Origin of the sequence: Pseudomonas sp. LRF_L74 (assembly GCF_965644255.1) — a bacterium.
In the GTDB taxonomy this organism is placed as follows: Bacteria; Pseudomonadota; Gammaproteobacteria; order Pseudomonadales; family Pseudomonadaceae; genus Aquipseudomonas.
This window is the reverse complement of sequence record NZ_CBFFRH010000011.1, coordinates 1-25,365: the sequence shown is the minus strand read 5'-3', so window position 1 is coordinate 25,365 and position 25,365 is coordinate 1. Positions and strand designations below refer to the sequence as shown.

Sequence of the window (25,365 nt, the reverse complement as noted above, 5' to 3'; positions counted from 1 at the left end):
CCCGACTCGGGGTAAGGACTTCAGATCATGAGCGGGCTCACCAGCCTTTTCATCGACGCCTCGGCCGACCTGCACTACCTGCATGGCAGCCATAACCCCGGCCTGGTAGTGCTGTCACTGCTGGTGTCGATATTTTCCGCGACCATGGCGCTGCAGACCGCGCAGATCGCCCGCCGCACCGAGAATCAGGGATACCGCCAGGTGGCCATCGGCACTGGCGCCATCGCCCTTGGCGGCGGTATCTGGACCATGCACTTCATCGGCATGCTGGCCTTCGAACTGCCCACCCATGTCCACTACGGCACCGGTCTGACCCTGCTGTCGCTGCTGCCCGCCTGCGCAGCCTCCTGGCTGGCCCTGCGCCTGCTCGCCAACGGCCACATCACCTGGCCACAGCTGGTCATGAGTGGCACCCTGGTCGGCCTGGGAGTCGGTGCCATGCACTACAGCGGCATGGCCGCCCTGCAGACACCCGCGCTGATGCGCTATGAGCCGGTGACCTTCACCCTGTCCATCGCCGTGGCCGTCGGCCTGGCGATCCTCGCCCTGTGGGTTCGCTACGGACTGCGCCACACCCTGCTCGGCCCTACCCAACGTTTCCTCGCCAGCGGCGTGGTCATGGGCCTGGCCATCGCCGGCATGCACTACACCGGGATGGCCGCGGTGCGCTTCATCGGTGAGCCAAGAGAGGCCAGCCCGGTATTGCTGCTCAACAGCACCTGGGCCTCCCTGGCGCTGTCCACCTTCACCGTCACCGTGACTGTGCTGGTCTCCGCGCTCAATGGCCTGATCCGCTCGCGCGAGCTGTACCGCCAGGTGGAGGAAAGCAAGTCGCGCCTGCGCGCCATCCTCAACACCGCCGTCGACGGCATCATCACCATCAACAGCCGGGGCCTGATCCAGAGCGTCAACTCCTCGGTCGAACGGCTGTTCGGCTGGACGTCGAAAGAACTCATCGGGCGCAACATCAACATGTTGATGCCCGAGCCCGACCAGTCGCGCCACGACAGCTACCTGCGCAACTACCTGGGTTCTGGCCAGCCGAAGATCATCGGCACCGGCCGCGACGTCACCGGCCTGCGCAAGGACGGCAGCCTGATGCCAATGCGCCTGGCGGTCGGCCGCGTGGAACTGGCCGACGAACTGCTGTTCGTCGGTTTCGTCACCGACATCACCGCGCGCCACAACCTGGAAGCCTCGCTGCGAGAGACCGCCGAACGCGCCGAACAGGCCTCCGCGGCCAAGAGCGCCCTGCTGGCCAACATGAGCCACGAGATTCGCACACCGATGAACGCCATCATCGGCTTCACCGAGCTGCTGCTGCGCGACGAACTGAGCGCAGCCCAACGCAGCCACCTGACGACCGTGCGTCAGTCGGCACGCTCGCTGCTCGGGCTGCTCAACGACATCCTCGACACCGCCCGCCTGGAAAAGGGCGGCATCAACCTGGAAAGCATCGACTTCTCGCTGCGCGAACTGGCCCAGCAGGTAGCATCCTCGCTGCGCCTCGGCGCCCAGTCGAAGAACCTGGCGCTGACGGTGGACTATCCACAGGACATGGCCGAATACTTCCGCGGCGACCCGCTGCGCATCCAGCAGGTCCTGACCAACCTGCTCGGCAACGCCATCAAGTTCACCGAGCGCGGCAGCGTGCGCCTGGTCTTCTCCCATGAAGGCGAGCAGGTGCACATCCAGATCCGCGACACGGGCATCGGCATGACGCCAGCCCAGGCCCGCGCCATCTTCGCCCCCTTCACCCAGGCCGACGCCTCGATCAGCCGGCGCTTCGGCGGCACCGGCCTCGGCACCACCATCGCCAGCCAACTGGTCGAGTTGATGGGCGGCGACATCCAGGTCGAGAGCCAGCCCGGCGAAGGCAGCACCTTCCACGTTCGCCTGCCGCTGCCGGCCGGCGTGAAACCGGCGACACAAAACGAGTCTCGCAGGCAGGAACTGCCGCCGCTCAACGTGCTGGTCGCCGATGACCTGCCGCAAAACCTGGAACTGGTGCGCCTGCTCCTCGAACAGCACGGCCACCGTGTCACCACAGCCAGCGACGGCTCCAACGCCGTGGAAAAATACATGGCCGAGCACTTCGACCTGGTGCTGATGGACGTGCACATGCCAGGCACCGACGGCCTGCAGGCCACCCGGAGCATCCGCCAGTACGAACACAGCATGGCGCGCGGTGCCACACCGATCATCGCCCTGACGGCCAGTGTCATGGCCGAGGACCGTAGCGCCGCGCGGGGCGCCGGGATGACCGGTTTCGCCGTCAAGCCGCTGGACGAAGCCAAGCTGCTGGCCGAGATCGCCCGCGCCCTGAACATCGTGCCGCTGTCCGCCGAACCCGCCGTAACCCGCGAGACGAACGCCGCCGAGTTGATCGACTGGCTCTCCGGCGCCTCGCTGTGGGGCGGCGCAGCGCGCCTGGCCAAGGCCATGCGCAGTTTCCTCGACGAACTCCCGGCCCGCTATCCATTGCCCACAGACGACCAGCCCGGGGCGAAGCTCATGCAATTCAGCCTGCACGGCATCCGTGGCGGAGCCGCCAACCTGGCGCTACCGAGCATTGCCGAGTTGGCCAGTGAGCTGGAACAAGCGGCCAGGGCCGGCGACACCGAACGGGCCAGCGCAGGGCTGCCACGGCTACGCGCATTGCTCGCCGCCGCCAGCCAGCAACTGGATGAATCCGGCCTGCTCGACGCAGAACCCGCGCCAACCACACCCTCCAACCCGGCCCTGCTGGGTGAAGCCATAAGCGAGCTGCTCAGCAGCCTGGAACACAACGAAATCAACCCGCAGGCCCTGGAAAACGTCTGCGCCGGCCTAGACATACGTCACGCCAACGCCCTGTCCGCCGCAGTGGACGCCTTCGAATTCGAACAGGCCTACGCCCTGCTCAAGCGGGTGCGCAACGACAGCCTGACGAACGGAAACAGACCATGAGACGCATGCAAGACTCACGACAGACCCTGCTGCTGGTCGACGACGAACCGACCAATTTGCAAGTGCTACGCCACACCCTGCAGGACGACTATCGCCTGCTCGCCACCAAGGACGGGGCCAAGGCCCTGGATCTGGCGCGCATCGAGCAACCCGAGCTGATCCTGCTCGACGTGATGATGCCTGACCTGGACGGCTACGACGTTTGCCGCCGGCTCAAGCACGACCCACTGACCGCCCGCATCCCGGTGATATTCGTCACCGCCCTGAACGACGCCGCCAACGAGGAGCACGGCCTGGCGCTCGGCGCCGTGGACTACATCACCAAGCCGTTCAATCCGAGCATCGTCAAGGCGCGGGTTCGCACCCACCTGTCGCTGGTACAGGCCGAAACGCTACGCGAAACGCGCCTGCAGATCGTCCAGCGCCTGGGTACGGCGGCCGAGTTCAAGGACAACGAGACCGGCCAGCACGTCATCCGCATGAGCCACTACGCCAAGGTTCTGGCCCTGGCCGTTGGCTACAGCGAGACCGCCGCCGATGAACTGCTGCATGCCGCCGCGATGCACGACGTCGGCAAGATCGGCATTCCCGACGCCATCCTGCAGAAACCCGGCAGGCTCACCGAAGCGGAATGGGCGGTCATGCGCAGGCATACCGAGATCGGCGCGCAGATCATCGGCGAGCACCCGTCCGGCCTGTTGCGCCTGGCTGCCAGCATCGCCTTGAACCACCACGAAAAATGGGACGGTAGCGGCTACCCGAATGGCCTGGCCGGCGAAGACATCCCCCACGCCGCACGCATCGTCTCCCTGGTCGACGTGTTCGACGCCCTGACCAGCGTGCGTCCCTACAAGCCCGCCTGGCTGGTCGAGGAGGCCCTGGCGCTGATCCGCCGCGAAAGCGGCCGACACTTCGACCCCGAGTTGGTGCATATCTTCATCGACTGCCTGCCGGAAATCCTGCGCATTCGCGAACGCTGGATCGACCCGGAAGAAATACCCGCAAGCCTGGCAAACCGAACGACGGCGGTACATTCATGAGTGGATTTTCCCTGCAGGACCTGAGCGTCTCGCGCAAACTCGGCCTGGGCTTCGGGCTGCTACTGGCCTTTGCCCTGCTGCTGGCCCTGACCGGCCTCTATGGCTTGCACGGCAGCAGCGAGTCGCTGCAACGCATCAACCGCCTTGGCGCCCTGTTCGACGAGGTGGTGTTCACCCGCGAGGCCAACTTCAGCTATGCCCTGAACGCCGATGCCAGCCTGCTCGACACCCACCGCGAACACCTGCAGGCCATCGGCGAGACGCTCGCCACCATGATCGCCGCGGCCCGCGACGGCACCTGGCCGGCCTCCGACCTCGCCCCGCTGCTGGACCTGCAGGCCCAGCTCGAAAGCTACCGCCAAACCCGCGACAAGGCCGCCGACGCCAGCGCGGTGGTCGCCGCCAACCAATTGCTCGCCGAGTTGCTGGACGACGCCAACAAACTGTACCTGGCCGAGGAGACCCGCGCCGCCGAGCTGGTGGCGCGCAGCGACTTCTGGCTCGCCGCCCTCGCCCTCGCCGCCATGCTGTTCGGCACCCTGGCGGCGCTGGTCATCAGCCGGCAGATCGCCCTGCCCCTGCGCCACGCCGTCGCCGCGGCCAGACGCATCGCCGATGGCGACCTCACCGAGGCCCTGCACAGTCAACGCCGCGACGAACTGGGTACCCTGCTGTGCAGCCTGCACACGATGAACGGCAGTCTGCGCACGGTCATCTCGCAGATCGGCTCGGGCGCTCACCAGATCGCCGCCTCGGCCTCGCAACTGGCCGTCGCCACCACCCAGACCCAGGCCGGCATCGACTGCCAGCGTGGCGACACCGACAGCGTGGCCAGTGCGATGAACCAGATGACCGCCACCGTGCAGGAGGTTGCCCGCCATTCCGAGCAGACCGCCAGGGCCGCCCGTGGTGCCGACCAGGAAGCCTGCGGCGCCCATGAGCTGTCGCAGACCGCTATCGCCCGGATCGAGGCGCTGGCCACCGAGATCGGCGTCTCCGCCGAATCCATGGGCCGCCTGAAACAGGAAAGCGACCGCATCGGCGGCATCCTCAACGTGATCAAGGAAGTCGCCGATCAGACCAACCTGCTGGCGCTCAACGCCGCCATCGAGGCGGCGCGTGCCGGCGAAGCCGGACGCGGTTTCGCCGTGGTCGCCGACGAAGTGCGCAACCTGGCCCAGCGCACCCAGCAGTCGTCCGGCGAAATCGAGCAACTGATCGTCGAACTGCAACACATCGCCGACGAGGGCTCGCGCACCATGCAAAACAGCGTCGAGCAGACCCAGGCCTCGGTGGCCGGCGTGCGCGATACGGGCGCGGCGCTGGAAGTCATCACCCGCCAGGTCGCCGACATCCAGCAGATGAGCGAATTGATCGCCAGCGCCGCCGACCAGCAGACGACGGTGGCCGAAGAAATCAACCGCAGCGTCGTCCGGGTACGCGGCACCGCCGAGGAGTCGGCCAGCGCCAGCGCCGAGATATCCGCCGCCAGTTCCGAGCTGGAACGCCTGGGCCGGGACCTGGACGCGCTGGTCGGGCATTTCCGTACCTGACGCCAGCATGAATCGACGCATTGAATCAACCATGACATCCGGAAACGTCATCCATCATGGCATTGGCCTGGACAGCGGCCGGAGGAGAGAATCGATGAACACGGCAAGCCAGGGTAGGAATCCCGCTTCCCTGCTGGAGCGGGCACTCGATCATGCCGGCAGCCCCGTGCTGGTGCTCGACGCGCAACGCCGCATCGTGCACGTCAACCAGGCCTTCAGCGAACTGCTCGGCTACCCGGCCGGGCAGGTACTGGGCCACGACCCCGGCGCCCTGTTCCCCTCGCCGTCCCTGTCCGACGAAGAGCTGGCACGGCATCGCGCACTGCCATGGGGAAAAGAGCGTTTCCACACAGAGATACGGGCGCGGCACAAGGCCGGCCACGACATCCACGTGCGCATCTCTACCTCGCCATTCGACGACGGGCCATGCGGCTACTCGGTGGATGTGCTCCACGACAGCAGTGCGGAACAGTGCATCCGCGACCTCGAGCGCGACGCCCTGGAAGCGTTGACCAGCGACCTGCCGTTTGCGGCCCTGGGCAACTACCTGTGCCGCCGTATCGAACAGATCATCTCGGGCGTGCTGGTCACGCTATGCCGTATCGAGGATGGACGCCTGCGCCCCTGGGCGGCGCCGAGCTTCCCGCCCGAATACGGCCCGTCCTTCGAGGGCATGTGCATCGGCGAGGGGGTGGCCAGCTTCGGCACCTCGGCCCATCGCCGCCAGCCGGTGATGGTTCGCGACATCGCCAGCGAACCACTGTGGACGCCGTACAAGCACATCGTCCTGCCCCATGGCCTACGGGCCTGCTGGACCTACCCAATGCTGCGCCGCGACGGCAGCGTGGCCGGCACCTTCGCCTTTTACTTCCGTGACAGCAACGAGCCGGTCGAATACCTGGAGAGCATCGCCAAGGCCAGCGTGCACCTGTGCCTGCTGGCAATCGAGCGCGAAGAGAACCGCCAGCGCATCAACCAACTGGTGCAGTTCGACACCCTCACCGGCCTGCCCAACCGCGGCTACCTGACGCGCCACATCAACGAACTGCTGGCCGCACCGATCGTGCGCAGCATCGCCTTCTTCAAGATCGACCTGGATCGTTTCAAGGACATCAACGACGCGCTGGGCCATGCCGCTGGCGACCTGGCGCTGGTCACGCTGGCCAACCGCCTGCGCGGGCGCCTCGCAAGCGAACAGTTCCTCAGCCGCACCGAAGGCGACCAGTTCCTCGTCGTCGTCCCCAACTGCGACGCGTACGGCGCCTCTCGGCTGGCGGAACGCCTACAGGCGATCATCGGCGAGCAGATCATCCTCAATAACCTGCGACTGCATCTGTCCGCCAGCATCGGCATCAGCCACTACCCCGACGGCGGCCGCGAGGCGGACGCCCTGCTGGCCGGCGCCAAGCAGGCGATGTACCGGGTCAAGCAGAGCGGTGGCGGCAGCTACCAGTTCTTCAGCCCGGAAATGAACTTGATCGCCCAGGATCGCCTGCTGCTCAGTGCCGCACTCAAGCGCGCGCTGGCGGCAGGCAGGCTGCGCCTGCACTACCAGCCCCAGGTGCGCACCGACAGCGGCGAACTACACGGACTGGAAGCCCTGGCACGCTGGCACGACGACGAACTCGGGCACATCCCACCGTCGCGGTTCATCACCGTGGCCGAGGAAACAGGCCAGATCGAGGCCCTCGGCCACTGGGCGCTGGGCGAGGCCTGCCAGCAGATGGCGCAATGGCGCGCAGCCGGGGTGCAGGTGCCGACCGTCTCGGTCAACCTGTCGCCGATCAACTTCCAGAACCGTAACCTGCCCGAGTTCATCGCCGCCCTGCTGGACGAATTCACCCTGCCCGGCCACAGCCTGACCATCGAGATCACCGAAAGCACCGTGATGGCGCTGACCCCACAAATGCTCGATGTCGTGCACCGCATCCGCGCGCAGGGAGTCGGGTTGTCGGTGGACGATTTCGGCACCGGATTCTCCAGCCTGTCCAACCTCGTCAACCTGCCAGTGACCGAGGTCAAGATCGACCGCAGCTTCATCGATCGTTGCGCGGAGGAAAGCCGCCTGCAATCGCTGGTGGCGGCGGTGATCGGGATCGGCCACAACCTGGGCCTGACGGTGGTCGCCGAGGGCGTCGAAACCCAGGCGCAACGTACCCTGCTTGGCCAGTATCACTGCCCGGTGTTGCAGGGCTACCTGTTCTCCCGCCCCCTGAGCCCCGACGAGACCCTGAAATGGCTCTCCAATGCTCTGCCGAGGGTGATGGGGAAACGAAAACAAAAATAATGCCAGCTCAAGAAATCATAAGGAATGCCGGGTTGGACAACATCTTTCCCCTACCACTCAACGCCCTCGGACACATCCTCGACGCCTTGCCCTTCGGTATCTCCTGGGCCTCCCTGCCCGGTGCCCAAATCCGCTATGGCAACACCACGTTCGACCAGATATTCGGCTATCCGCCCGGCTATTTCAGGAATATCGAGCAACTCATCGAGGAAGCCTATGTCCACGAATACCAGCGCGAACTGGCACGCGAACACTGGCAGGCCTTCGAGGCTCAAGAAGGTGGCGGCGTAACCAGCGTGCCCGACATCGAGATCGACATCCTCAGCGGCGACGGCCACCTGCGCACCGTGCTGCATTGCGGCCTGATCCTGCACGAGGAAAAACTCGCGGTCGCCATCTTCAAGGACATCTCCGACATCAGGCGGCAAAACCAGTTGCTGCGCAGCTTCGCCTACCACGACTCGCTGACCGGCGTAGCCAACCGCCGTGGCCTGCAAGAGCGCTGGCGTGACGAAACCACCAGGCCGGTTCCTCGGCGCCTGGCCTTTCTGATGGTCGACCTGGACGGCTTCAAGCCTGTCAACGACACCCATGGCCACGGCGTCGGTGACGAGGTGCTTCGCATCGTCGCGGCACGGCTAAAGGCTGCCGTGCGCGACGGCGACCTGGTGTGCCGACTCGGCGGCGACGAGTTCGGCCTGTTGCTGGCCGCGCCGGACAGTTGCGAACAGATTGCCGCCATCTGCAAGCGCATCGTTGATTCACTGGCCAAACCGATAGAAGTCGGCGAGCAAACCATCCACATCAGCAGCAGCGTCGGCGGCTGCCTCTACCCCGACCAGGCCGCGAACAAACGCGAATTGCTGCAACGCGCGGACTTGGCCCTGTACCGGGTCAAGCAAAGCGGCAAGGGTAACTGGGGCTGGTACGCCGACAGCACGATCACCTACGGCTAGCACCCGCCATCCGACATCCACAGCACATCGAGCAAAGCAAGGAAACCGAATGTCCACCGATTTACAAACCACCGCACGCGTCTACCTGACCGCCCGGCTGCACAAGATGGAACGCGCCTCCATCGCCACGGTGCGAGAGAGAATGCTCACCCAGATCGAGAGCCAGGCCGAGCTGCTCGCCGCACTCAGCATATTCAGCAGGAAGGAAGCCGACATGCTCTACGTGCATGCGCGGGACGTGTACAACCTGCACCACAGCGTGAACGACGCCTGGCACACAGAACGCTGACCCAATGCCCGTGGCCGGGCAGTCACAGGCCTTGAACCACGAACTGGATCGTCCCCATTGGCAGCGACACGCCCTGCACTCGGCCGTCGGTAAGAATCGCCAGCATTCGAGAGAGCCATCCACTGTTTGGCAAACGCTGTGCGCCGTCCCGGCGCAATCCCTCCGAAGATCGCAGCCGATCGCCTGGATCACTTCAATGAGATGCCGGATGAGGCTGCTTCGGTGCTCGGCCTGAGGAAGGGACACGGCGTTCATCGGCCAGGCGCACGACCTGCCGCTTCTGCTTGCGATCGAGCCTGGACCGATGTCCTTGCCCCAAGAAAGCGGGCTTCCCGCAGAGTGGCTTTGGCCGAGCGAGTCGGAGTCAGTGAAGCTGCCGAACAACTCGGTCTTCATGCCTACCAGCTCTACGGCTGGCGCAGCAAGCAGCAGAGCCATACCAGCAGCGAGCGGCCTACAAGCGATCTGGCAGTAACAAGCCGGAGGGCCAGCCCTTGTCGGACAGATTACAGCTGCCCGAACGCGCATTATTGCTGCATGAACTAATTGCGCATGTACCCGCGCACGCTATCAGTGATTGAGCATCCGGCTGAGGAAAGAGTTGATCTTCGGATTGTCGTGATCACGTGTGAAAAACTGCTCCGGGGTCGCATCAAAAGCGATCTTGCCTTGGTCGAAGAACATGATGCGGTCAGCGACCTCGCGGGCAAAGCCCATCTCATGGGTGACGACGATCATCGTCATGCCGGAAGAGGCCAGTTCACGCATAACATCCAGCACTTCCTTGACCATTTCCGGATCCAGAGCAGAGGTGGGCTCGTCGAACAGCATCACACGCGGTTGCATGGCCAAAGCCCGGGCTATCGCCACCCGCTGTTGCTGACCGCCGGAAAGCGCATGGGGATGTTTGTGCGCATGATCCTGCAGGCCTACCCGCCCCAGCAACTCCATAGCCCGCCCATTGGCTTCGCGCTTGCTGAGACCACGCATGCGGCGTGGCGCCAGCGTGATGTTGTCAAGCACCGAGAGATGGGCGAATAGGTTGAACTGCTGGAACACCATGCCAACGTCCTGGCGCAGGCGATCCAGGCGCTTGTTGTTGTCATCGACCTCGATTCCGTCGATGGTGATGTGGCCCTTATCGTGTTTTTCCAGGCGGTTGAGGGTACGCAGCAGCGTGCTCTTGCCGGAGCCCGAGGCTCCGACGATCACTGTCACCTCGCCCGACTGGAACTGCGTGCACACGTCCTGCAGCACATGCTGAGTACCAAAATACTTGTGTACGTTGCACACCTTGATCAGCGCATTATCTATTGTCGTCACGAGCGTCGCCCTTCTACGTCCATACGATGTTCAACGGCATTGGAAATCTGCGTCAGCAGCGTTGTCAGCAACAGGTAGATCAGCGCTGTGGTGATCAGCGCTGGCAATGGTTCGAAGGTTGCCGCCTGCAAGCGGTTGCCGACGTTGGTCAGCTCGACGACGCCGATGGCATAGGCCAGCGAGGAGTCCTTGAGCAAGGCGATGAAGTTGTTGACCAGAGGCGGTAGCGAGATCTTGAAAGCCTGGGGAAACACCACATCGAAAAAGGTGTAGCCACGCGATAGGCCCAGGGAGCGTGAGGCTTCGGTCTGCCCACGTGGTACCGCCAGCAGACCGGCGCGAATCGACTCGGCGTTGTAGGCCCCCGCGTTGAAAGCCAGCGCCACGCATGCCGAGGTGAAATCGTCCATCTGCAACCAGGGCAGCAGCACCGGCAGGGCAAGAAACACGAATAGGATCTGCACCAGCAATGGTGTGCCACGAATGATCCAGATGTAGAACGAAGCCAGCCAGCGGGCGGGGGCGAAACCAGACAGTTTACCCAGCGCCGCAACCAGCCCTAGCACGATGCCGAAGACGGCGGCGATCAGGGTCATTTTCACCGTGGTGCGTGTGCCGTCGGCGAACATGGTGGCATTCGAGGCGATGGGCTCGGGAACGTAGGACAGCGGAATTGCGATCAGCCACATCACCAGCATCAGAAGTACGACACCCAATGCGATGGCCAGGGTACTGCGTTGCTGGCGCGACCAGGAGGCCGGCCATGCCGATAGAAGGAAAGTCATTATTGTTGTCGCTCTTGTCTAGCCGTCATGGAACTGCCCTCAGGAGGGGCAGCGAACGTCTTCACCGAAGTAGCGCGTTGAAATCGCCTGGTAGGTGCCGTCTGCCATGACCTCGGCCAACGCCTTGTTGTAGGCATCGGCCAGATCGGCGTTGCCCTTGCCAACGGCCCCGGCAATCTTCTCCACGAACAACAGGTCACCGAGTTGCAGCTTGGCGGCTGGTGCTGCCTGAATCGCTTCCAGGGCAACGAACTTGTCGGTCACCCAGGCATCGGCCCTGCCGGTTGCCAGCGCGGTGCGTGCGTCGCGATCCTGCGGGTAGTTCTTGATATCTTTGGGGGTGGTGAGCTGGCGTACGTTATCGGCGTAGGTCGAACCGGTCTGGATGGCGACCTGCTTGCCGTTCAGGTCTGCGGCCGAACGGATCGCCGGGTCACGGGAGACGATGGAGCCACCGGAACAGTAGTGCGGGGCCAGAAAAGTCACCGCTTTGGCGCGTACCTCGGTGATGCCATGGGAGGAGATGACCATATCCCAGCGATCCTGCTGCAGACCGGCGAGCAGGGAGTCGAAACCCAGAGTTTTCCATTCGAGCTCCAGCCCCATGCGCTTGACCACCGCCTCGGCGAGCTCGATTTCAAAGCCAGAGAGCTTGCGCCCCTCGAAATAGTTGAAGGGAGGAAACTCGCCGCCAGTCGCTACGCGAATTGTTCCGCTTTCACGAATGTTTTCGTAGGGGCGAGCCTGCGTAGTTCCTGCGAGCAGGACAATGCTTGCCATCAGCGAGCACGCAACAGTTTTTAATTTCAATGCCTTTTCCTCTTATTAATCATTATTGATGGTGGCTACTTTCCACTATGCCGCATCAGAAACGGCAATAGAGAACGTGGCCTGGCAGGATTGATGCAATTAGAAATTGAGTTTTAGATTGTTGTTTGCGTCGTGGTGCGCCACAAGTTTGCCACCGGCAGGTGCCAAGCAGAACAAGGCAAGTTGTATGACTTATTGATTTTTTTGAGCACTTTGTAATGCTCAATTTGCAAAGTGCTCATGTGAGTGTCGACGATGACACTCATTCAAATCTGACAGTGATCACATTTTGTAGGTGGAGAGCAAAATGCTGGTCTCAGTATTTGCAATATGTTGAATGGCGCGGATTGAGTTGAGCGCTTTGTCGAAGGCTTCCAGGGTCTCGGCACGCAGTTCCGCCATGAGATCCCAGCGACCATTGGTGGTGTGAATGGCAACCACGTTGGGGTGCCCGCGCAGCGCTCGCTTCACCTCGGCAGCATGATGACCGTTGATGCCGATACTGGTGATGGCCCGTATGCCATGCTCCTGGGTGTCGGGCCTGAGGCGGATGGTGTAGCCAACGATCACGCCCTCGTCCTCGAGGCGCGCCATACGGTTCTGCACCGTTGCCCGAGCGACACGTAACTTTTTCGCCAGGGTCACCACAGGTGTTCTTGCATTGTCTCTTAATAGGGAAACGAGCTCCCTGTCGATGTCGTCCATGTTGCGCTCGAGTAGTCACATTGTTATTTAGGGTGTGCAAAGTGCTAACTATCGGGTTGAAATTGACAAGATGTTCACTTCATTTTGGCAGCGACCGCTAGCAAACTATCGCCATGGAACCGCCGCTGAAGTTGCGCATGCTGTTCCGTCCTTTTTTGTCCGTCAACTTAAAGTTAATAATAAGGTGGAAGTAACCATGACGTGTTTTATTGATGTGCCGACCATGTCCAATCTGGTTAACACAATTGGCGCCGGGCCATTCATCGGTGAGTTGGCCGAAGCCATCCGCAACGACTTCAAACGCTGGTCGGATTTCGAGAAATGTGCACGAGTGGCGAATCATTCCGACGTCGGCGTGATCGAGTTGATGCCGGTATCCAACAGCAGTCGCTACGCCTTCAAATACGTCAACGGCCACCCGGGCAATACTGCGCGTAACCTGCATACGGTGATGGCTTTTGGCGTACTGGCCGACGTGGAAACGGGTTACCCCGTCCTGCTTTCCGAGCTGACCGTGGCCACCGCGCTGCGTACTGCGGCAACCTCGCTGATGGCGGCCCAGGCCCTGGCGCGGCCGGACTCTCGGCGCATGGCCTTGATTGGCAACGGCGCACAGAGCGAGTTCCAGGCGCTGGCCTTCCACAAGCATCTGGGGATCGAGGAGATCGTCGCATATGACATCGATTCCGCGGCAACTGCCAAGCTCATTCGCAACCTTGAGGAGTACAGCGACCTGCGGATCATTGGTGCCAGTTCCGTTGCCGAAGCGGTGCGCGGTGCGGATATCGTTACCACGGTAACCGCCGACAAGGCTTATGCCACGATTCTCACTCCAGAGATGATCGAGCCTGGCATGCACATCAACGGTGTGGGCGGCGATTGCCCGGGGAAAACCGAACTGCATGTCGATGTCCTGCGTAACGCCCGTGTTTTTGTCGAGTACGAGCCACAGACGCGTATCGAAGGTGACATTCAGCAATTGCCGGCGGATTTTCCGGTGGTGGATTTGTGGCGGGTGCTGTCCGGCACGGCTGAAGGCCGCCAGAGCGCGGAGCAAGTGACGGTATTCGACTCGGTTGGCTTTGCCCTCGAGGATTACTCGGTCCTGCGCTATGTCAATGAGCAGGCCGAACTGCGGGGCGTGGGCGTCAAGGTGGATCTGGTGCCCTGGGTCGATGATGATCCGAAGGATCTGTTCCGCCATACCCGTGGCGGTTCCAGCAAGCAGCGTATTCGCCGCGTGGCGTGACCGATCGCGAGCCGTACCGACTTTCCCAAGGTGTCCGCAAAAATGCCCCGTCCTACCCGTTCTATTCAGGCGCCGGCCGCGGTGGTGATGATCCGCCCGCATGCCTTTACTCCCAACCCGCAGACCGCTGCCGACAACGCCTTCCAGAGCAGTGCCGCCAAACAGGCGGCTCAGGCGATTGCCCAGGCTGCTTATGACGAAGTGACCGTAGCAGTTGCCCGTCTCGAGGCCGAGGGCGTTCGCGTTCACCTGTTCGAAGACCGTGGTGAACACGACACGCCGGATTCCGTATTCCCCAACAACTGGTTCTCCACCCATCCGGGGGGACATATCGCGCTCTACTCGATGTACTCCCCGAACCGTCGTCGCGAGCGGCGCACTGACGTCATCGAGATGTTGAAGCGTGAGTATCGGGTGCAGGATGTGATCGACTACTCCGGGCTGGAGGCCGACGGCCTGTTTCTCGAGGGCACCGGGGCGATGGTGTTCGATCACCTGGCGCGGGTGGCTTATACCGCGCGTTCCAACCGGGCCGATCCCCTGGCACTCGAGCGCTTCAGCACCCACTTCAATTTCGAACCGATGGTCTTCGATACTGCAGATGGTACGGGCAAGCCGATCTATCACACCAATGTGCTGATGTGCGTGGCCACGGATTTTGCACTGGTGGGCTTCGGTACCTTCACCCATCAGCCACGAGCGCAAGAAGTGCGCAAGCGTCTGCAGGAGTCGGGTCGCGAGGTGATCGAGTTGGAGAATCGACAGATCAAGGAATTCGCTGGCAACGCCATCGAATTGTCCGGGTGTGACGGACGTATCCTTGCCCTGTCGCAACGGGCGTTCGAGAGTCTGAGCGATGAGCAGCGCGCGCGTATCGAGCGCTCTGCGCGGCTGGTGCCGCTGAATGTGCCAACCGTCGAGATGGCTGGTGGCTCGGTACGCTGCATGATTGCCGGCATTCATCTCTCTGCTCGCTACTGAACAACGGTCACGCGTCATCCCCGTTGCTGGCCCCATCTTCAAGTGGGAGCCAGCAAACAGGCCTTCGGATGATGGCCGATCAGAGCGTGTCGTTGCGGGTTTTAAGTACACTGGACAGCGCTTCGCCCTGGGCAAGGCGGGCAAGCAGTCCGGGCTCCGCCTGGTCGGATGCACAGACCTTGTCGATGACGTCGGCCAAAGCGGCCGAGCTAATGAACATCACACCGTTGTCATCACCTAGCACGATGTCGCCAGGCTGAACGAGCACGCCGCCACAGGTCACCGGCAGACCAAAGCGACTGGTCTCGCTGCCGCGCAGCTTGGTGGTAAGCAGGCTGGTGCCCCTGGCGAATACCGGCAGGCCGAGCTGGCGCAGCTCGACGACATCGGTGACCAGCCCGTCGACCACGATACCGCTGGCGCCGACGCTCAGGGCGGCGCTGACGGTGACAGTGCCCACGCAAGCGTGCCGCAGATCGCCACCGGTAGCGACTACCAGTACCTCGCCGGCTTGCAGGCGAGCCAATGCCTGGTTCATGGCGATGGCATCGCGATCGGCCAGTTGCAGGGTCGCTGCCCGGCCGATCAGTCGGATGCCAGGTGTCTGCGCACGCAGTCCGGGATCGGCGAAGCCATCATCGAGAAAATGCCCGAGGGTCGCAAAACTCACCTCGGCGAGGCGCTGCACAAGGCTATCGAGATCGCTCATCGGCTGGCCTCTTGAGATTCCAGGAGTTCTGCCACGCAGTCCATCTCCAGGGATACCCCCCATAGTTGCACGCATACCGTAGTGCGTGCCGGCGGCGCGTGGCCAAGCACTTCCCGATAGACCGCATTGAACGGCTCGAGCTGAGCCAGATCGGTCAGGTAGGCATTGACCTTGATGACATGGTTGAAGTCGGAACCTGCAGCAATCAATATCGCTTCAAGGTTGCGCAAGGTCTGGCGAACCTGTTCCTCAAAATCCGCGGGCTGTGAATCGAAGCCTTCACCGGCAGGGATCTGCCCGGCTGTGAACACCAGATTTCCGCTGATGACTGCCTGGGAATAGGGACCGACCGGACCGATGGTGCCGTCGGCGGCGGTGATACGTTTCATGTCATACCTCGCTCGAAAGCTCGCCCGTTATCAGGCGGGCGAGCAGCTTGATCAGAACAGTGCCAGGTTATAGCTGACGATGATTCGGGTCTGATCCTGATTGGCATCCGCCTGGGAGTGGAACTCTCCTGATCGCAAGCCAACTCCCAGTCCCTTGAGTGTTCCGCTCTGAATGACGTAGTCCAGCGACAGGTCACGCTCCCACTCGCTCTGAGACGAGCCGGCAGTGGTCTGGATGTTGTCGCCTTTGAGGTAAACCATGGAGGCGGTCAAACCTGGAACACCCAGCGCTGAAAAGTCATAGGCGTATTGGCCAAACCAGGTGCGTTCACCGGCACGGTTGAAGCTGGCGAGAATGCGGTCGGTGAACAGGTAGATGCTGGAGCCACCCGAGCCCTTGTCAGCCAGGGAACCCTGGTTGAGCTGAACGAAGTTGCTGCCTGACGAGACGCTCTGATAACCGGCTGTAACCGCGTGGCCACCCAGGCTGTAGGTGAACAAGGCGCTCCAGGTACGGTTGTCGATTTCACCGGTGCTGTCATGGCTATAGCCACCCACTCTATAACCTTCACTGCGACCGGCCGCATTTCCGTTTGCCCCGCTGGAGCGACTGTCGAAGTAACGCAAGTCGGTCTTGAACGATTGACTCTCACCCAGCGTCCACAGGTGCTGAACACCGACGAAGTTCTGCGTGTAGTAATCCTCAAGATTGGCGACGTAGTACTGCAGCGTCACTCCCTTACCGATTTTGTAGTCCGCCCCGGCAAAGAGGAATTCGTTGCTGGCCTGACTACCGCCGCCGACCGCTAGTGCAGTTCGGTCGCTGGAGCCGCGCCCAGTCGCATGCTCCAGGCGGCCGGCATTGATCGTCAGGTTATCGATGTCATTGCTGGTCAACATCGCCCCCTCGAACGTTTGTGGCAACAGGCGGCCGTCATTGGTCTGCAGAATCGGAAGTTTTGGCGATACGCTGCCGTAGCGGGCTTCGGTTTTGGCAAAGCGCATTTTCGCGGTGAGCCCCAGGCGGGCCCACTGATCCACTGCGCCCTCGCCATCGTTGGGAATCATTGAGCTGCCAAGATGACGGCCGCCGCCGCTGTCCAGCGTTATACCCAGCAAACCCAGGGCATCGACCCCAAAACCAACGGTGCCTTCGGTAAAGCCCGAGCTGTACTTGAGCATGAACCCCTGCCCCCACTCTTCGGTTTTGCTCTGTCCACCGCCACCGGGCTGATCGCGGTAGTCATTGTTGAAGTAGAAGTTGCGCAGGCCCAGGGTGGCGCTGCTATCAGCCAGGAAATCAGCTGATGCCGAAGTGCTCAAAGTCATCAGAAGCGCGCTGACGCTCCAGCCCAACAGGGAGAGAGTTTTATCCATGCCGCGTGCTCCAACAGAAATAAGGGTGGTCGTCTTCGAAAGCTGGGTGCGCTCAATCATGGGAGGCCGCTTCCCGAGTCAGGTCGCGCTTGAAGGTTTCTGTCAGTAGCAAGAGTGCGATCAAAGAAATGAGCGCAGAGCCGATCATGTACCAGGCGACCGAAGAGCCTTTTCCCGTCCAGGAGAGCAGCGCGGTCGTAACCATCGGTGTTGCAGCACTGCCCAGGAGCCCGGAAAGCATGTAGGCGACCGAGAGCCCGGAATAGCGAACACGGGTGCCGAACAGCTCGGCCAGAAACGTGGCGATGGGACCGTAGTTGGCGGCGAAGGCGGTCATCAGCAGCATGTAGCCGAGGAACACGAACGGCAGTTCGCGGGTGTCCATCAGCCAGAACATCGGGAAGGCGACAACGGCCTCCGCGATGATCCCGCCGATGATTACCGGCTTACGCCCAAGGCGATCGGAAAGCGCTCCGAAAGCCGGCAACAAGAAGATGCACAGCGCGCAGGAAGCCAGCACGACGCTGAGCATGACCGAGCGACTGAAACCCAGGGTCTGGGTGCCATAGGTCAGGCCGAAGGCAACGATGATGTTGAATGAGGCACCAGTGGACATGGTTGCGATGCCACCCAGCAGCACCTGCTTCCAATATTTTCGGCAGATCTCCGCGAGCGGCACCTTTATCTGCTTTTCACTTTTTTTGGCTTCGTCGAACGCCGGGGTTTCACTCAGGTTGAGGCGAATGTAGAGTCCCACCGCAATCAGCAGAACACTCCCCAGGAACGGGATACGCCAGCCCCAGCTCAACAAGTCCTCTGGAGACATCAGGGCCGCAATCGCGAGGAATGCCAAGTTCGCGATCATGGTGCCCGCCGGTACGCCGATTTGTACCCACGATCCGTAAAGACCTCGTTGATGGGCTGGCGCATGTTCCACGGCCATGAGTACGGCACCACCCCACTCTCCGCCCAGCGCAAGGCCCTGGATGATTCTCAAGATCAGCAGCAGGATGGGGGCCCAGATCCCAATGCTTGCGTAGTCGGGAAGCAAGCCAATGGCAAAGGTGGCAGCTCCCATCGCCAGCAGCGAAATCAGAAGCATCGATTTGCGGCCAAGCTTGTCGCCGAAGTGACCGAACAGTGCCGCGCCCACGATGCGTGCGCCATACGCAGAAGCGAAGGTTCCGAAGGCCAGCAAGGTACCGACCAACGCGTCGAATGCGGGGAAAAAAATCTTGTTGAATACCAGGGCTGAAGCCGTCGCGAAAAGGAACAGGTCGTACCATTCCACGGTCGTCCCAATAACGCTGGCGACTGCCACTTTCTTCATGTCGACCGCTGCTTCCTTGCTTGGAAGCTGGCCTTGTACGCACGCAGAGGTGTTCATGCCTTATATCTCCTGGATGAGCGTGTGCTCAGCGGATAATGTTGTTGATTGGCAGTAGGAGTCCGAGCGCCCGCGTACGGGCACTTGATTGTTGTAGTTATGGGGGCCGCGTTTAGCGGCTATGAATGGGTCAGCGCTCGAGTCGCTCGATGACGGCGTTGAGCAATACGTCGCAGCCCATGCGCGCGTCTTCGGGGATGACGTCTTCGGCCTCGTTGTGACTCAGGCCTCCAACGCACGGAATGAACACCATGGTCGTAGGGCAATGACGGGCCATGAGAATCGCGTCATGCCCTGCCCCACTCACGATGTCCTGATGCGGATAACCGAGTGTTTCCACGGCACGGCGCACAGCACCGACACAGTCGACATCGAAGGGAGTCGCCGGACTCAGCCAGTGGCGGTTGATACGCAAGCTGAGGTCCCGATCGTCAGCGATTCGCTGGAAACGCTCCCGCACCTGCTGCTCCATGAGCGCAATCTGCTCGTCGTCGTGATGCCGCAGGTCCACGGTGAAATCCACCAGGCTCGCAATCGTATTGCGGGAAGACTTGGCAATGTTCAGTTGGCCGATGGTAACCAGGCCTTTGGAAGCGAACTCGCTGGCCAGGGCCTCCAGTCCGTGGGCCATCTCGGCCACACCGAACAAGGCATCCTTACGCAGCGCCATCGGGGTCGTACCGGCATGTGCGCTCATGCCCTGCACTTGAACATCCAGCCAGCAAATAGCCTGCCCTCCCGTGACCACGCCTATCGGCAGGCCCTTGTTTTCAAGGATCGGGCCTTGTTCGATATGAGCCTCGAAGTAAGCATCGAACGGCCGCTGAAACGACAAGTCACCCACGTGTCCAGTACGGTCGAGCTCCTGAGCGACACTGATTCCGCTGGCATCACATGCGTCCAATGCCGTCTGTAGAGACAGGCTGCCGGTAAAGACCGCGGAGCCGAACATCGCAGGCGTGAAGCGCGCGCCCTCCTCGTTGGTCCATACCGCGATCTCGACTGGACGCCGTGTTTCCAGGCCCAGCTCGTTAAGGCAACGAACCACCTCAAGCCCACTCAGCACGCCATAGATCCCGTCGAAACGCCCGCCCTTGGGCTGTGTGTCGAGGTGACTGCCCATGACCACGGGAGCCAGGCTATCGTCCAGTCCAGGGCGTCGTGCGAAGAGGTTGCCGATGCCGTCGAAAGCCAGACTCATGCCTGCATCCCGGCACCAGTCCATGAATAGCTCACGGCCTGCCTTGTCCTCTGCCGAAAGCGCCAGCCGGCAGTTGCCGCCTTTCGCGGTGGCGCCAACCTTGGCCATCTGCATCAGGCTGTCCCACAACCGCTTGCCATTGCAATTAACTACGTTCATGCGTTACCTCGTGTCTCTGCTTCAGTAACCCAGAGAAGGGTCGACCAAATTGTTCAATGTCTCGCCGCAAGCCAGGCGCTGGGCGTTTTCCGCGACTTGGCGGGCAATGCATTCGTGCGAGGCGGCGGAGGCCATGTGAGGCGTGACTATCACGCCGGGCATCTGCCAAAGCGGATGACCCGCAGGTAATGGCTCGTGCTCGAAAACATCCAGCACAGCACCGCGCAGTTGACCGCTGGCCAGGGCTCGTTCGAGGTCTTCGATGACCAGGTGCGGACCACGGCCACCGTTGACAATGGCGGCGCCTGGCGCGAGTGCTGCGAAGGTGCGCTGGCAGAGAATGCCGCGCGTCGCATCGGTCAACGGCAGCAGGTTGACCAGCATGTCCAGGCCTTCGAGAAAGCTTTCGAACTGCGTGTCCCCGTGATGGCAGACAACACCGGCAAGTGACTTCGGGCTTCGGGACCAGCCGCGAACGTCATAACCGGCCCCAGCCAGGTCATTGGCAATTGCCGAACCTAGCGAGCCCAGCCCCATGACGCCGACCTTGAACTGTCCGGCGGGACGTTGCGGGTGACGAATCCAAACGCTCTTCTGCTGCTGCGCCGTCACCCGATCGAAGTCGCGATGAAAATGCAGCACAGCCCAGCGCACATACTCGGTCATTCCCCTGCGGTGATCAGGATCGACCACACGACAGACGGGGACTGCGGAACCACTGCTGTCAGTGCCCAGATGGTCGACGCCCGCAGCAACGGAATGAACCAGGCGCAAATTAGGCAGCCTGCCAAGGCTGCCAGCGGGCGGATACCAACACGCGGCAATCTCCGCCTCTTGAGCGGCAAGATCGGCAGCCAGCACGACCTTCAACACCGGTGCATGGGCAGCGAATGCCTTCTGCAACTGTGTGAGCAGCAGAGAGTCATTGCTAAGCAAAACGACAGTAGTCATGAGCAGTAGGACTCACGCTGATTCTCGATCAGAGAGAGCGCGGCCCGCCAACTCATGTCGATGATCTCGTCGGCTTCATCGCGGTCGAATTGCTGCGCGGTCAGACGGCAGACCTCCTCACTTGGCAGAACAAGTTTGCTATTTCCCGACAGCGCCTGTATCTGCGCCTGGCAGGCGCGCTCCAGGAAATGAATCTCGTGAAAAGCATGGGCGACGCTGCTGCCAGCGGCCAGAAGCCCATGATTGCGGAGAATCATTGCCCTGTGGGTGCCGAGGTCGGCGACCAGTCGCTCACGTTCGTCCAACGACAGGGCGATACCTTCGTATGTGTGATAAGCCAGCTTGCCGTAGAACTTCAGCGCGTGCTGGCTTATGGGCAGAAGGCCTTGCTCTTGCGCAGCAACCGCCATCCCAGCAGCGGTGTGAGTATGGATCACGCAATTGAGGTCAGGCCGTGCCATGTGGATCGCCGAGTGGATGACGAAGCCGGCAGCGTTCACCCGGCTGCGCGCGGAGTCCCCGCCGACAACACGGCCGTGCTGGTCGATGCGCACCAGATCACTGGCCTTCATGTGATCGAAGATCACGCCATACCGGTTGATCAGAAAGTGATGGTCCGGACCAGGTACCCGCAGGGTTATGTGGGTATCGATCAGGTCGGTCATGCGAAAGTGCGCAACCAACCGATACAGGGAGGCCAGTTCGCAGCGTGCCTGCCACTCCACCTGGTCGATGTTCTCAGGCTTAAACATATGAGCTCCTTATTGATTCACAGGCAGCGGTACTGCATCTGTTTCTTTGCGCAAGCGGGCCAGGCCGCATACGCCGAACAGTGAGAGCCCTGCAAGAAGACTGAAAAAGATGGCCAGCGGCTGCCACTGACCGGCGTAATGAGTGGCCAGCAGCGTGCCGATGACGGGAGTCGATCCGCCGGCGATAGCGCAGATGAGTTGATAGGCCAGCGAGATGCCGCTGTAGCGCAGGTGCGTTGGAAATGCCTGGGCCATATAGCCTGCAATGACCGCATACAGCCCGGAGAGGGTGATCACAGCCATGGCAATGCCCAGGGTCATCAGAATCAGGTTCTGCGTACCGACCAAAATGAACATGGGATACGGCATGAGTATTGACAGGGACGCTGCCATTACCAGAAACAGCCCCTCACCCATTCGCTCTGCCAGTAAGGCACTCAAAGGCTGGGAGAGGAACTGCAATATCGTCACCACGAACAGGCAATCAAGGATGGTAGCGCGGGAGATTCCCTGATATTGGGTGACGTAGGTGATCATGAACGTATTGGTGAAGAAGAAGCCGGCAGACCCGATGGTCACAGCACAAGCCGCGAAGAAGATCTGCCGCCAGCAGTTGCGTACGACTTCCAGTACCGGATAACGGACGGTTTTGCCTGCTTCGGTAACGCTCTTGAATTCGGGAGATTCGTCCACGCCAAAGCGAATGACTAGGCCGACAAGCATCAGCACACCGCTGGCCAGGAAAGGCAATCGCCAGCCCCACTCGGCAAACTGCTCTGGCTCCAGCGAGGTCACCAGTCGAAAAGCGATCAGCGCCAACAGCAAGCCCGCCGGGCTACCGAGCTGAGCGAACGAGGCGTAGAACGTTTTACGACGAGCAGGCGCATGCTCGCTGGCCATGAGGACTGCGCCACCCCATTCGCCCCCCACTGAAATGCCTTGAACGATACGTAGCGTTACCAGGCCTATCGGCGCCCAGATTCCTGCACTGGCGTAGCTGGGCAACAGACCGATGCCAGTAGTGGCCAAGCCCATGAGTACGATGGTCAGCAGGAGCATCTTCTTGCGGCCCAGACGGTCGCCCAGATGACCAAATACGACGCCGGCCAGCGGGCGGGCGATGAAGCCCACCGCGAAACTTCCAAATGCTGCCAGCGTGCTCAGCGCAGGGTTCTCACTTGGGAAGAAAACCTGGCCGAGGATCAGCGCTGCCGCAGTGGCATAGATATAAAAATCATAGAATTCAATGGTAGTGCCAACGAATGCAGCGGCTGCGGCACGACGCGGCTGTGTCGAAGAATTACGCATACAAGGCCCTTGGCTATTGTCTTTCTGGCAGGGTTCTAAGGCTAGGCACGGTGCGCTCTCGGGCGCTTGGAAGCTTTATCCCGCACGCCCTATAATTAATCAATTTGCTAATACTTATTCAAAGTATTAGCCAGGCTACTAATGGTGCGAGATGAGCGATCTAGAGAGTCTAGAGGCCGAGCAAAAATGGCAGGGTCGGCGCTTCCTGAACGACAGGCTGGATTGGAATCTGTTACGGACCTACCTGGTCATCGGCCAGGAAAAAAGCATCAGCCGGGCAGCGGCCAGATTGTTCATCACGCAGTCGGCCGTGAGCCAGTCGCTCAAACGCCTGGAAGAGCAATTGGAATGCACATTGATCCTGCGTCGAGGCCCACGCTTCGATCTTTCTCCTGCCGGAGAGGAAGTACTGCGGATTGCCGAGGAAATCTACGGGAATGTCTCGCGCCTGGCGGCAACGCTGAAGAATCCGTTGGATGACGTGGTTGGGAAAGTCAGGCTTCTTTCAATCAGCCAAGTGCAGTCGGCGCTATACGATGACTTTTTGACTGAATTCCATCGCGCCCATCCTCGAGTCGAGCTTGAGGTAGAGGTGATGCGCAGCTCTGATATTCAAAGCTCGCTAAATCAGAAAACCGCGACTGCAGGGCTAGGGCTATGCCGCTTTCCGCAAGCCAAGCTGGAGCAGCGGCGCTTGATGCGGCAGCGTTACGCTTTCTTTTGTGGAAAACGCCACCGCCTTTTCGGGCAGCGCCGGCTCCCTTTGGAGGCATTGCAGGGGGAAAACTTCGTCAGTTTTACTAGCGACCAGATCGGAGGAAATCTTTCCCCCCTGACAGTGTTCAGAGATCAACAGGGCTTCACCGGAAAGATCGTCGCATCCTCATCGAGCTTCGAGGAAATCCGACGCTTGATCATCGCGGGTTATGGGATCGGATGCCTGCCTGAACACCTGGTGGATATCGATCTTCACAACGGCCTGATCTGGCGGCTTCCTCCGGCGGAGGGTGTAGTCGATGTAGACGTTTTCTTGATGTGGAATCGTGAGCAGCGAATGAACCGTGCGGAGAGTGTATTCATCGAGTCCTTCCAGAGTCTTCTTGGCTGTATGGAGGTTTAGCAATCATTTCAGCCTTGAATCCTGTTCACGATCTTTTTTCAGATGATGCATGCTTGATACATGCGAAATAATACATACCCGGTGACATCAGTCGAGATTGATTCGAACAGATTCGCCCGCCCGTAAGCGCACCAAGCCTTGAAGCGTCGACTTATCCGAGGCTTGGTGTACAGTCGACGTCTCCCCCCAACTTGCGCAGCAGCTCAGGCAATTTTGCAATCGTCAGATATGGGTTGTGCAAGACCGTAGGCTTAGGCATGGCCACTACAAATCGGAAGCCGGATTACCCTCTAGGCCATCGACCTTGACCAAAGCGAAACGAAATAGCGGGTTCAGCCAAGTTCTGATTTTCTCTGCCGTTGTAAATGCACCACGACGTTCAACCTTGGAAAGCACGTCAATCAGGTCATTCCTTCGAATCACGAATACCGACGAACGACCCAAGACTGGCAATACGTCTTTCTCAAAAATACGCAGGATCTGTGACAACGTGCTTTGACGGCCCTCTTTCAACTCGAGGCGCCGGTGCGCAATCCATTGCTAAAAAATGAGCTGGAATGAGTGCTTTTCAGCAAGATCTGCAGTCTGGCGCCTACGCTTGCGTTCACGCTGAGGGTTTATTTGAGCGGCAAGGAGAGCTCGGCTTTCATTTCGAGCTAATCGAGCTTCACGAAGACTGACTTCGGGGTAAGCCCCCAAAGACATCTACTTCTGCTTACCACAGCAGACATACCTGAAAAACCATGACTTAGTAGCGCTGGCCGCTACGGACAGGCTCAGACCATCGTAGTCGCCTACAGTGTGTGGTTTGCCACGGTGCGAACGGTTGCAGCTGAAAGTGCCATAGTTGAGCGCCTAACATTGCGTTAGAGCCTGATATGGCCTCGTCACCCTTACCGCCCACCACAAGAAAGTGGATTTCAGCAGAACTCTGCGGAACAAAAAAAGGGCCGAAAGGCCCTTTTTTCAGCAGATTATGGAACTCTATGGACCTCCATAAACCAATAATTGGAGCGGGAAACGAGACTCGAACTCGCGACCCCGACCTTGGCAAGGTCGTGCTCTACCAACTGAGCTATTCCCGC

The 25,365-nt window shown here is 60.9% G+C and carries 22 protein-coding genes, 1 tRNA gene and 2 pseudogenes; 10 read left to right on the top strand and 15 right to left on the bottom strand.

What is annotated here, in order from left to right:
- Positions 1-27: 27 nt before the first annotated feature.
- The 7 genes and pseudogenes from ACSZPK_RS22985 (at position 28) to ACSZPK_RS22955 (ending at position 9,074) form a co-directional block, all read left to right on the top strand.
- Positions 28-2,949 carry an MHYT domain-containing protein gene (locus ACSZPK_RS22985; protein ID WP_437883907.1) on the top strand — a complete coding sequence of 974 codons (2,922 nt, stop codon included), beginning with the start codon at positions 28-30 and terminating at the stop codon, positions 2,947-2,949.
- A gap of 5 nt (positions 2,950-2,954) precedes the next feature.
- Entirely contained in the window at positions 2,955-3,989 is a 1,035-nt protein-coding gene (locus ACSZPK_RS22980; RefSeq protein ID WP_437884055.1) for an HD-GYP domain-containing protein, read from the top strand.
- Positions 3,986-4,669: pseudogene (locus ACSZPK_RS22975) on the top strand (HAMP domain-containing protein); the annotation flags it as partial. The gene ACSZPK_RS22980 and the pseudogene ACSZPK_RS22975, both read left to right, overlap by 4 nt.
- Positions 4,670-4,942: 273 nt before the next feature.
- A pseudogene (locus ACSZPK_RS22970) lies at positions 4,943-5,542 on the top strand (methyl-accepting chemotaxis protein); the annotation flags it as partial.
- Positions 5,543-5,636: 94 nt separating this feature from the next.
- Positions 5,637-7,829, top strand: coding sequence for an oxygen-sensing cyclic-di-GMP phosphodiesterase DosP (gene dosP / locus ACSZPK_RS22965; RefSeq protein ID WP_437883906.1), 2,193 nt, complete (start codon positions 5,637-5,639; stop codon positions 7,827-7,829).
- Positions 7,830-7,861: 32 nt separating this feature from the next.
- Positions 7,862-8,785, top strand: coding sequence for a diguanylate cyclase domain-containing protein (locus ACSZPK_RS22960; protein ID WP_437883905.1), 924 nt, complete (start codon positions 7,862-7,864; stop codon positions 8,783-8,785).
- Positions 8,786-8,834: 49 nt separating this feature from the next.
- Entirely contained in the window at positions 8,835-9,074 is a 240-nt protein-coding gene (locus ACSZPK_RS22955; RefSeq protein ID WP_437883904.1) for a hypothetical protein, read from the top strand.
- Positions 9,075-9,644: 570 nt separating this feature from the next.
- Here ACSZPK_RS22955 and ACSZPK_RS22950 read toward each other — a convergent pair.
- From ACSZPK_RS22950 to ACSZPK_RS22935, 4 genes are all read right to left on the bottom strand, one after another.
- Positions 9,645-10,376: an amino acid ABC transporter ATP-binding protein gene (locus tag ACSZPK_RS22950; protein WP_437884054.1), complete on the bottom strand. Its 732-nt coding sequence runs from the start codon at positions 10,374-10,376 to the stop codon at positions 9,645-9,647.
- Positions 10,377-10,393: 17 nt separating this feature from the next.
- Positions 10,394-11,182 carry an amino acid ABC transporter permease gene (locus ACSZPK_RS22945; RefSeq protein ID WP_437883903.1) on the bottom strand — a complete coding sequence of 263 codons (789 nt, stop codon included), beginning with the start codon at positions 11,180-11,182 and terminating at the stop codon, positions 10,394-10,396.
- A gap of 39 nt (positions 11,183-11,221) precedes the next feature.
- On the bottom strand, positions 11,222-11,962 hold the full coding sequence (locus ACSZPK_RS22940) for an ABC transporter substrate-binding protein (RefSeq protein ID WP_437883902.1): 741 nt from the start codon (positions 11,960-11,962) through the stop codon (positions 11,222-11,224).
- Positions 11,963-12,274: 312 nt separating this feature from the next.
- Positions 12,275-12,697 carry an Lrp/AsnC family transcriptional regulator gene (locus ACSZPK_RS22935; RefSeq protein ID WP_437883901.1) on the bottom strand — a complete coding sequence of 141 codons (423 nt, stop codon included), beginning with the start codon at positions 12,695-12,697 and terminating at the stop codon, positions 12,275-12,277.
- A gap of 196 nt (positions 12,698-12,893) precedes the next feature.
- On the opposite strand from ACSZPK_RS22935, the gene ACSZPK_RS22930 reads away from it, so the two are divergent.
- Entirely contained in the window at positions 12,894-13,946 is a 1,053-nt protein-coding gene (locus tag ACSZPK_RS22930; RefSeq protein ID WP_437884053.1) for an ornithine cyclodeaminase, read from the top strand.
- Between the two features lie 42 nt (positions 13,947-13,988).
- Positions 13,989-14,927, top strand: a complete 939-nt coding sequence (gene ctlX, locus ACSZPK_RS22925; protein ID WP_437883900.1) for a citrulline utilization hydrolase CtlX — start codon at positions 13,989-13,991, stop codon at positions 14,925-14,927.
- Positions 14,928-15,006: 79 nt separating this feature from the next.
- Here the strand turns inward: ctlX and ACSZPK_RS22920 are convergent, their stop codons facing one another.
- The 8 genes from ACSZPK_RS22920 to ACSZPK_RS22885 all read right to left on the bottom strand — a co-directional run bounded on the left by ACSZPK_RS22920 (position 15,007) and on the right by ACSZPK_RS22885 (position 23,160).
- On the bottom strand, positions 15,007-15,636 hold the full coding sequence (locus ACSZPK_RS22920) for an RraA family protein (RefSeq protein ID WP_437883899.1): 630 nt from the start codon (positions 15,634-15,636) through the stop codon (positions 15,007-15,009).
- Entirely contained in the window at positions 15,633-16,025 is a 393-nt protein-coding gene (locus tag ACSZPK_RS22915) for a RidA family protein (RefSeq protein ID WP_437883898.1), read from the bottom strand. Before ACSZPK_RS22915 ends, ACSZPK_RS22920 begins: the two co-directional genes overlap by 4 nt.
- 51 nt (positions 16,026-16,076) lie before the next feature.
- Positions 16,077-17,402 carry an OprD family porin gene (locus ACSZPK_RS22910; protein WP_437884052.1) on the bottom strand — a complete coding sequence of 442 codons (1,326 nt, stop codon included), beginning with the start codon at positions 17,400-17,402 and terminating at the stop codon, positions 16,077-16,079.
- A 52-nt stretch (positions 17,403-17,454) separates the two neighbouring features.
- On the bottom strand, positions 17,455-18,789 hold the full coding sequence (locus tag ACSZPK_RS22905; protein WP_437883897.1) for an MFS transporter: 1,335 nt from the start codon (positions 18,787-18,789) through the stop codon (positions 17,455-17,457).
- 130 nt (positions 18,790-18,919) lie between these two features.
- Positions 18,920-20,149 carry a Zn-dependent hydrolase gene (locus ACSZPK_RS22900; RefSeq protein ID WP_437883896.1) on the bottom strand — a complete coding sequence of 410 codons (1,230 nt, stop codon included), beginning with the start codon at positions 20,147-20,149 and terminating at the stop codon, positions 18,920-18,922.
- Between the two features lie 21 nt (positions 20,150-20,170).
- Positions 20,171-21,100 (bottom strand): 2-hydroxyacid dehydrogenase, encoded by a 930-nt coding sequence (locus ACSZPK_RS22895; protein ID WP_437883895.1) that lies wholly within the window; start codon positions 21,098-21,100, stop codon positions 20,171-20,173.
- Positions 21,097-21,852: a class II aldolase/adducin family protein gene (locus ACSZPK_RS22890; RefSeq protein WP_437883894.1), complete on the bottom strand. Its 756-nt coding sequence runs from the start codon at positions 21,850-21,852 to the stop codon at positions 21,097-21,099. Before ACSZPK_RS22890 ends, ACSZPK_RS22895 begins: the two co-directional genes overlap by 4 nt.
- Positions 21,853-21,861: 9 nt before the next feature.
- Complete coding sequence (locus tag ACSZPK_RS22885; RefSeq protein WP_437883893.1) at positions 21,862-23,160, bottom strand: MFS transporter; 1,299 nt, start codon at positions 23,158-23,160, stop codon at positions 21,862-21,864.
- A gap of 151 nt (positions 23,161-23,311) precedes the next feature.
- Between ACSZPK_RS22885 and ACSZPK_RS22880 the strand changes: the two genes are divergently transcribed.
- Entirely contained in the window at positions 23,312-24,280 is a 969-nt protein-coding gene (locus tag ACSZPK_RS22880; protein ID WP_437883892.1) for a LysR family transcriptional regulator, read from the top strand.
- Between the two features lie 264 nt (positions 24,281-24,544).
- Here ACSZPK_RS22880 and ACSZPK_RS22875 read toward each other — a convergent pair whose 3' ends face one another.
- The 3 genes from ACSZPK_RS22875 to ACSZPK_RS22865 all read right to left on the bottom strand — a co-directional run bounded on the left by ACSZPK_RS22875 (position 24,545) and on the right by ACSZPK_RS22865 (position 25,365).
- Positions 24,545-24,769 carry a phage integrase central domain-containing protein gene (locus ACSZPK_RS22875; RefSeq protein ID WP_437884051.1) on the bottom strand — a complete coding sequence of 75 codons (225 nt, stop codon included), beginning with the start codon at positions 24,767-24,769 and terminating at the stop codon, positions 24,545-24,547.
- 51 nt (positions 24,770-24,820) lie between these two features.
- Positions 24,821-24,985, bottom strand: coding sequence for an integrase arm-type DNA-binding domain-containing protein (locus ACSZPK_RS22870; protein WP_437883891.1), 165 nt, complete (start codon positions 24,983-24,985; stop codon positions 24,821-24,823).
- A 304-nt stretch (positions 24,986-25,289) separates the two neighbouring features.
- Positions 25,290-25,365, bottom strand: a tRNA-Gly gene (locus ACSZPK_RS22865).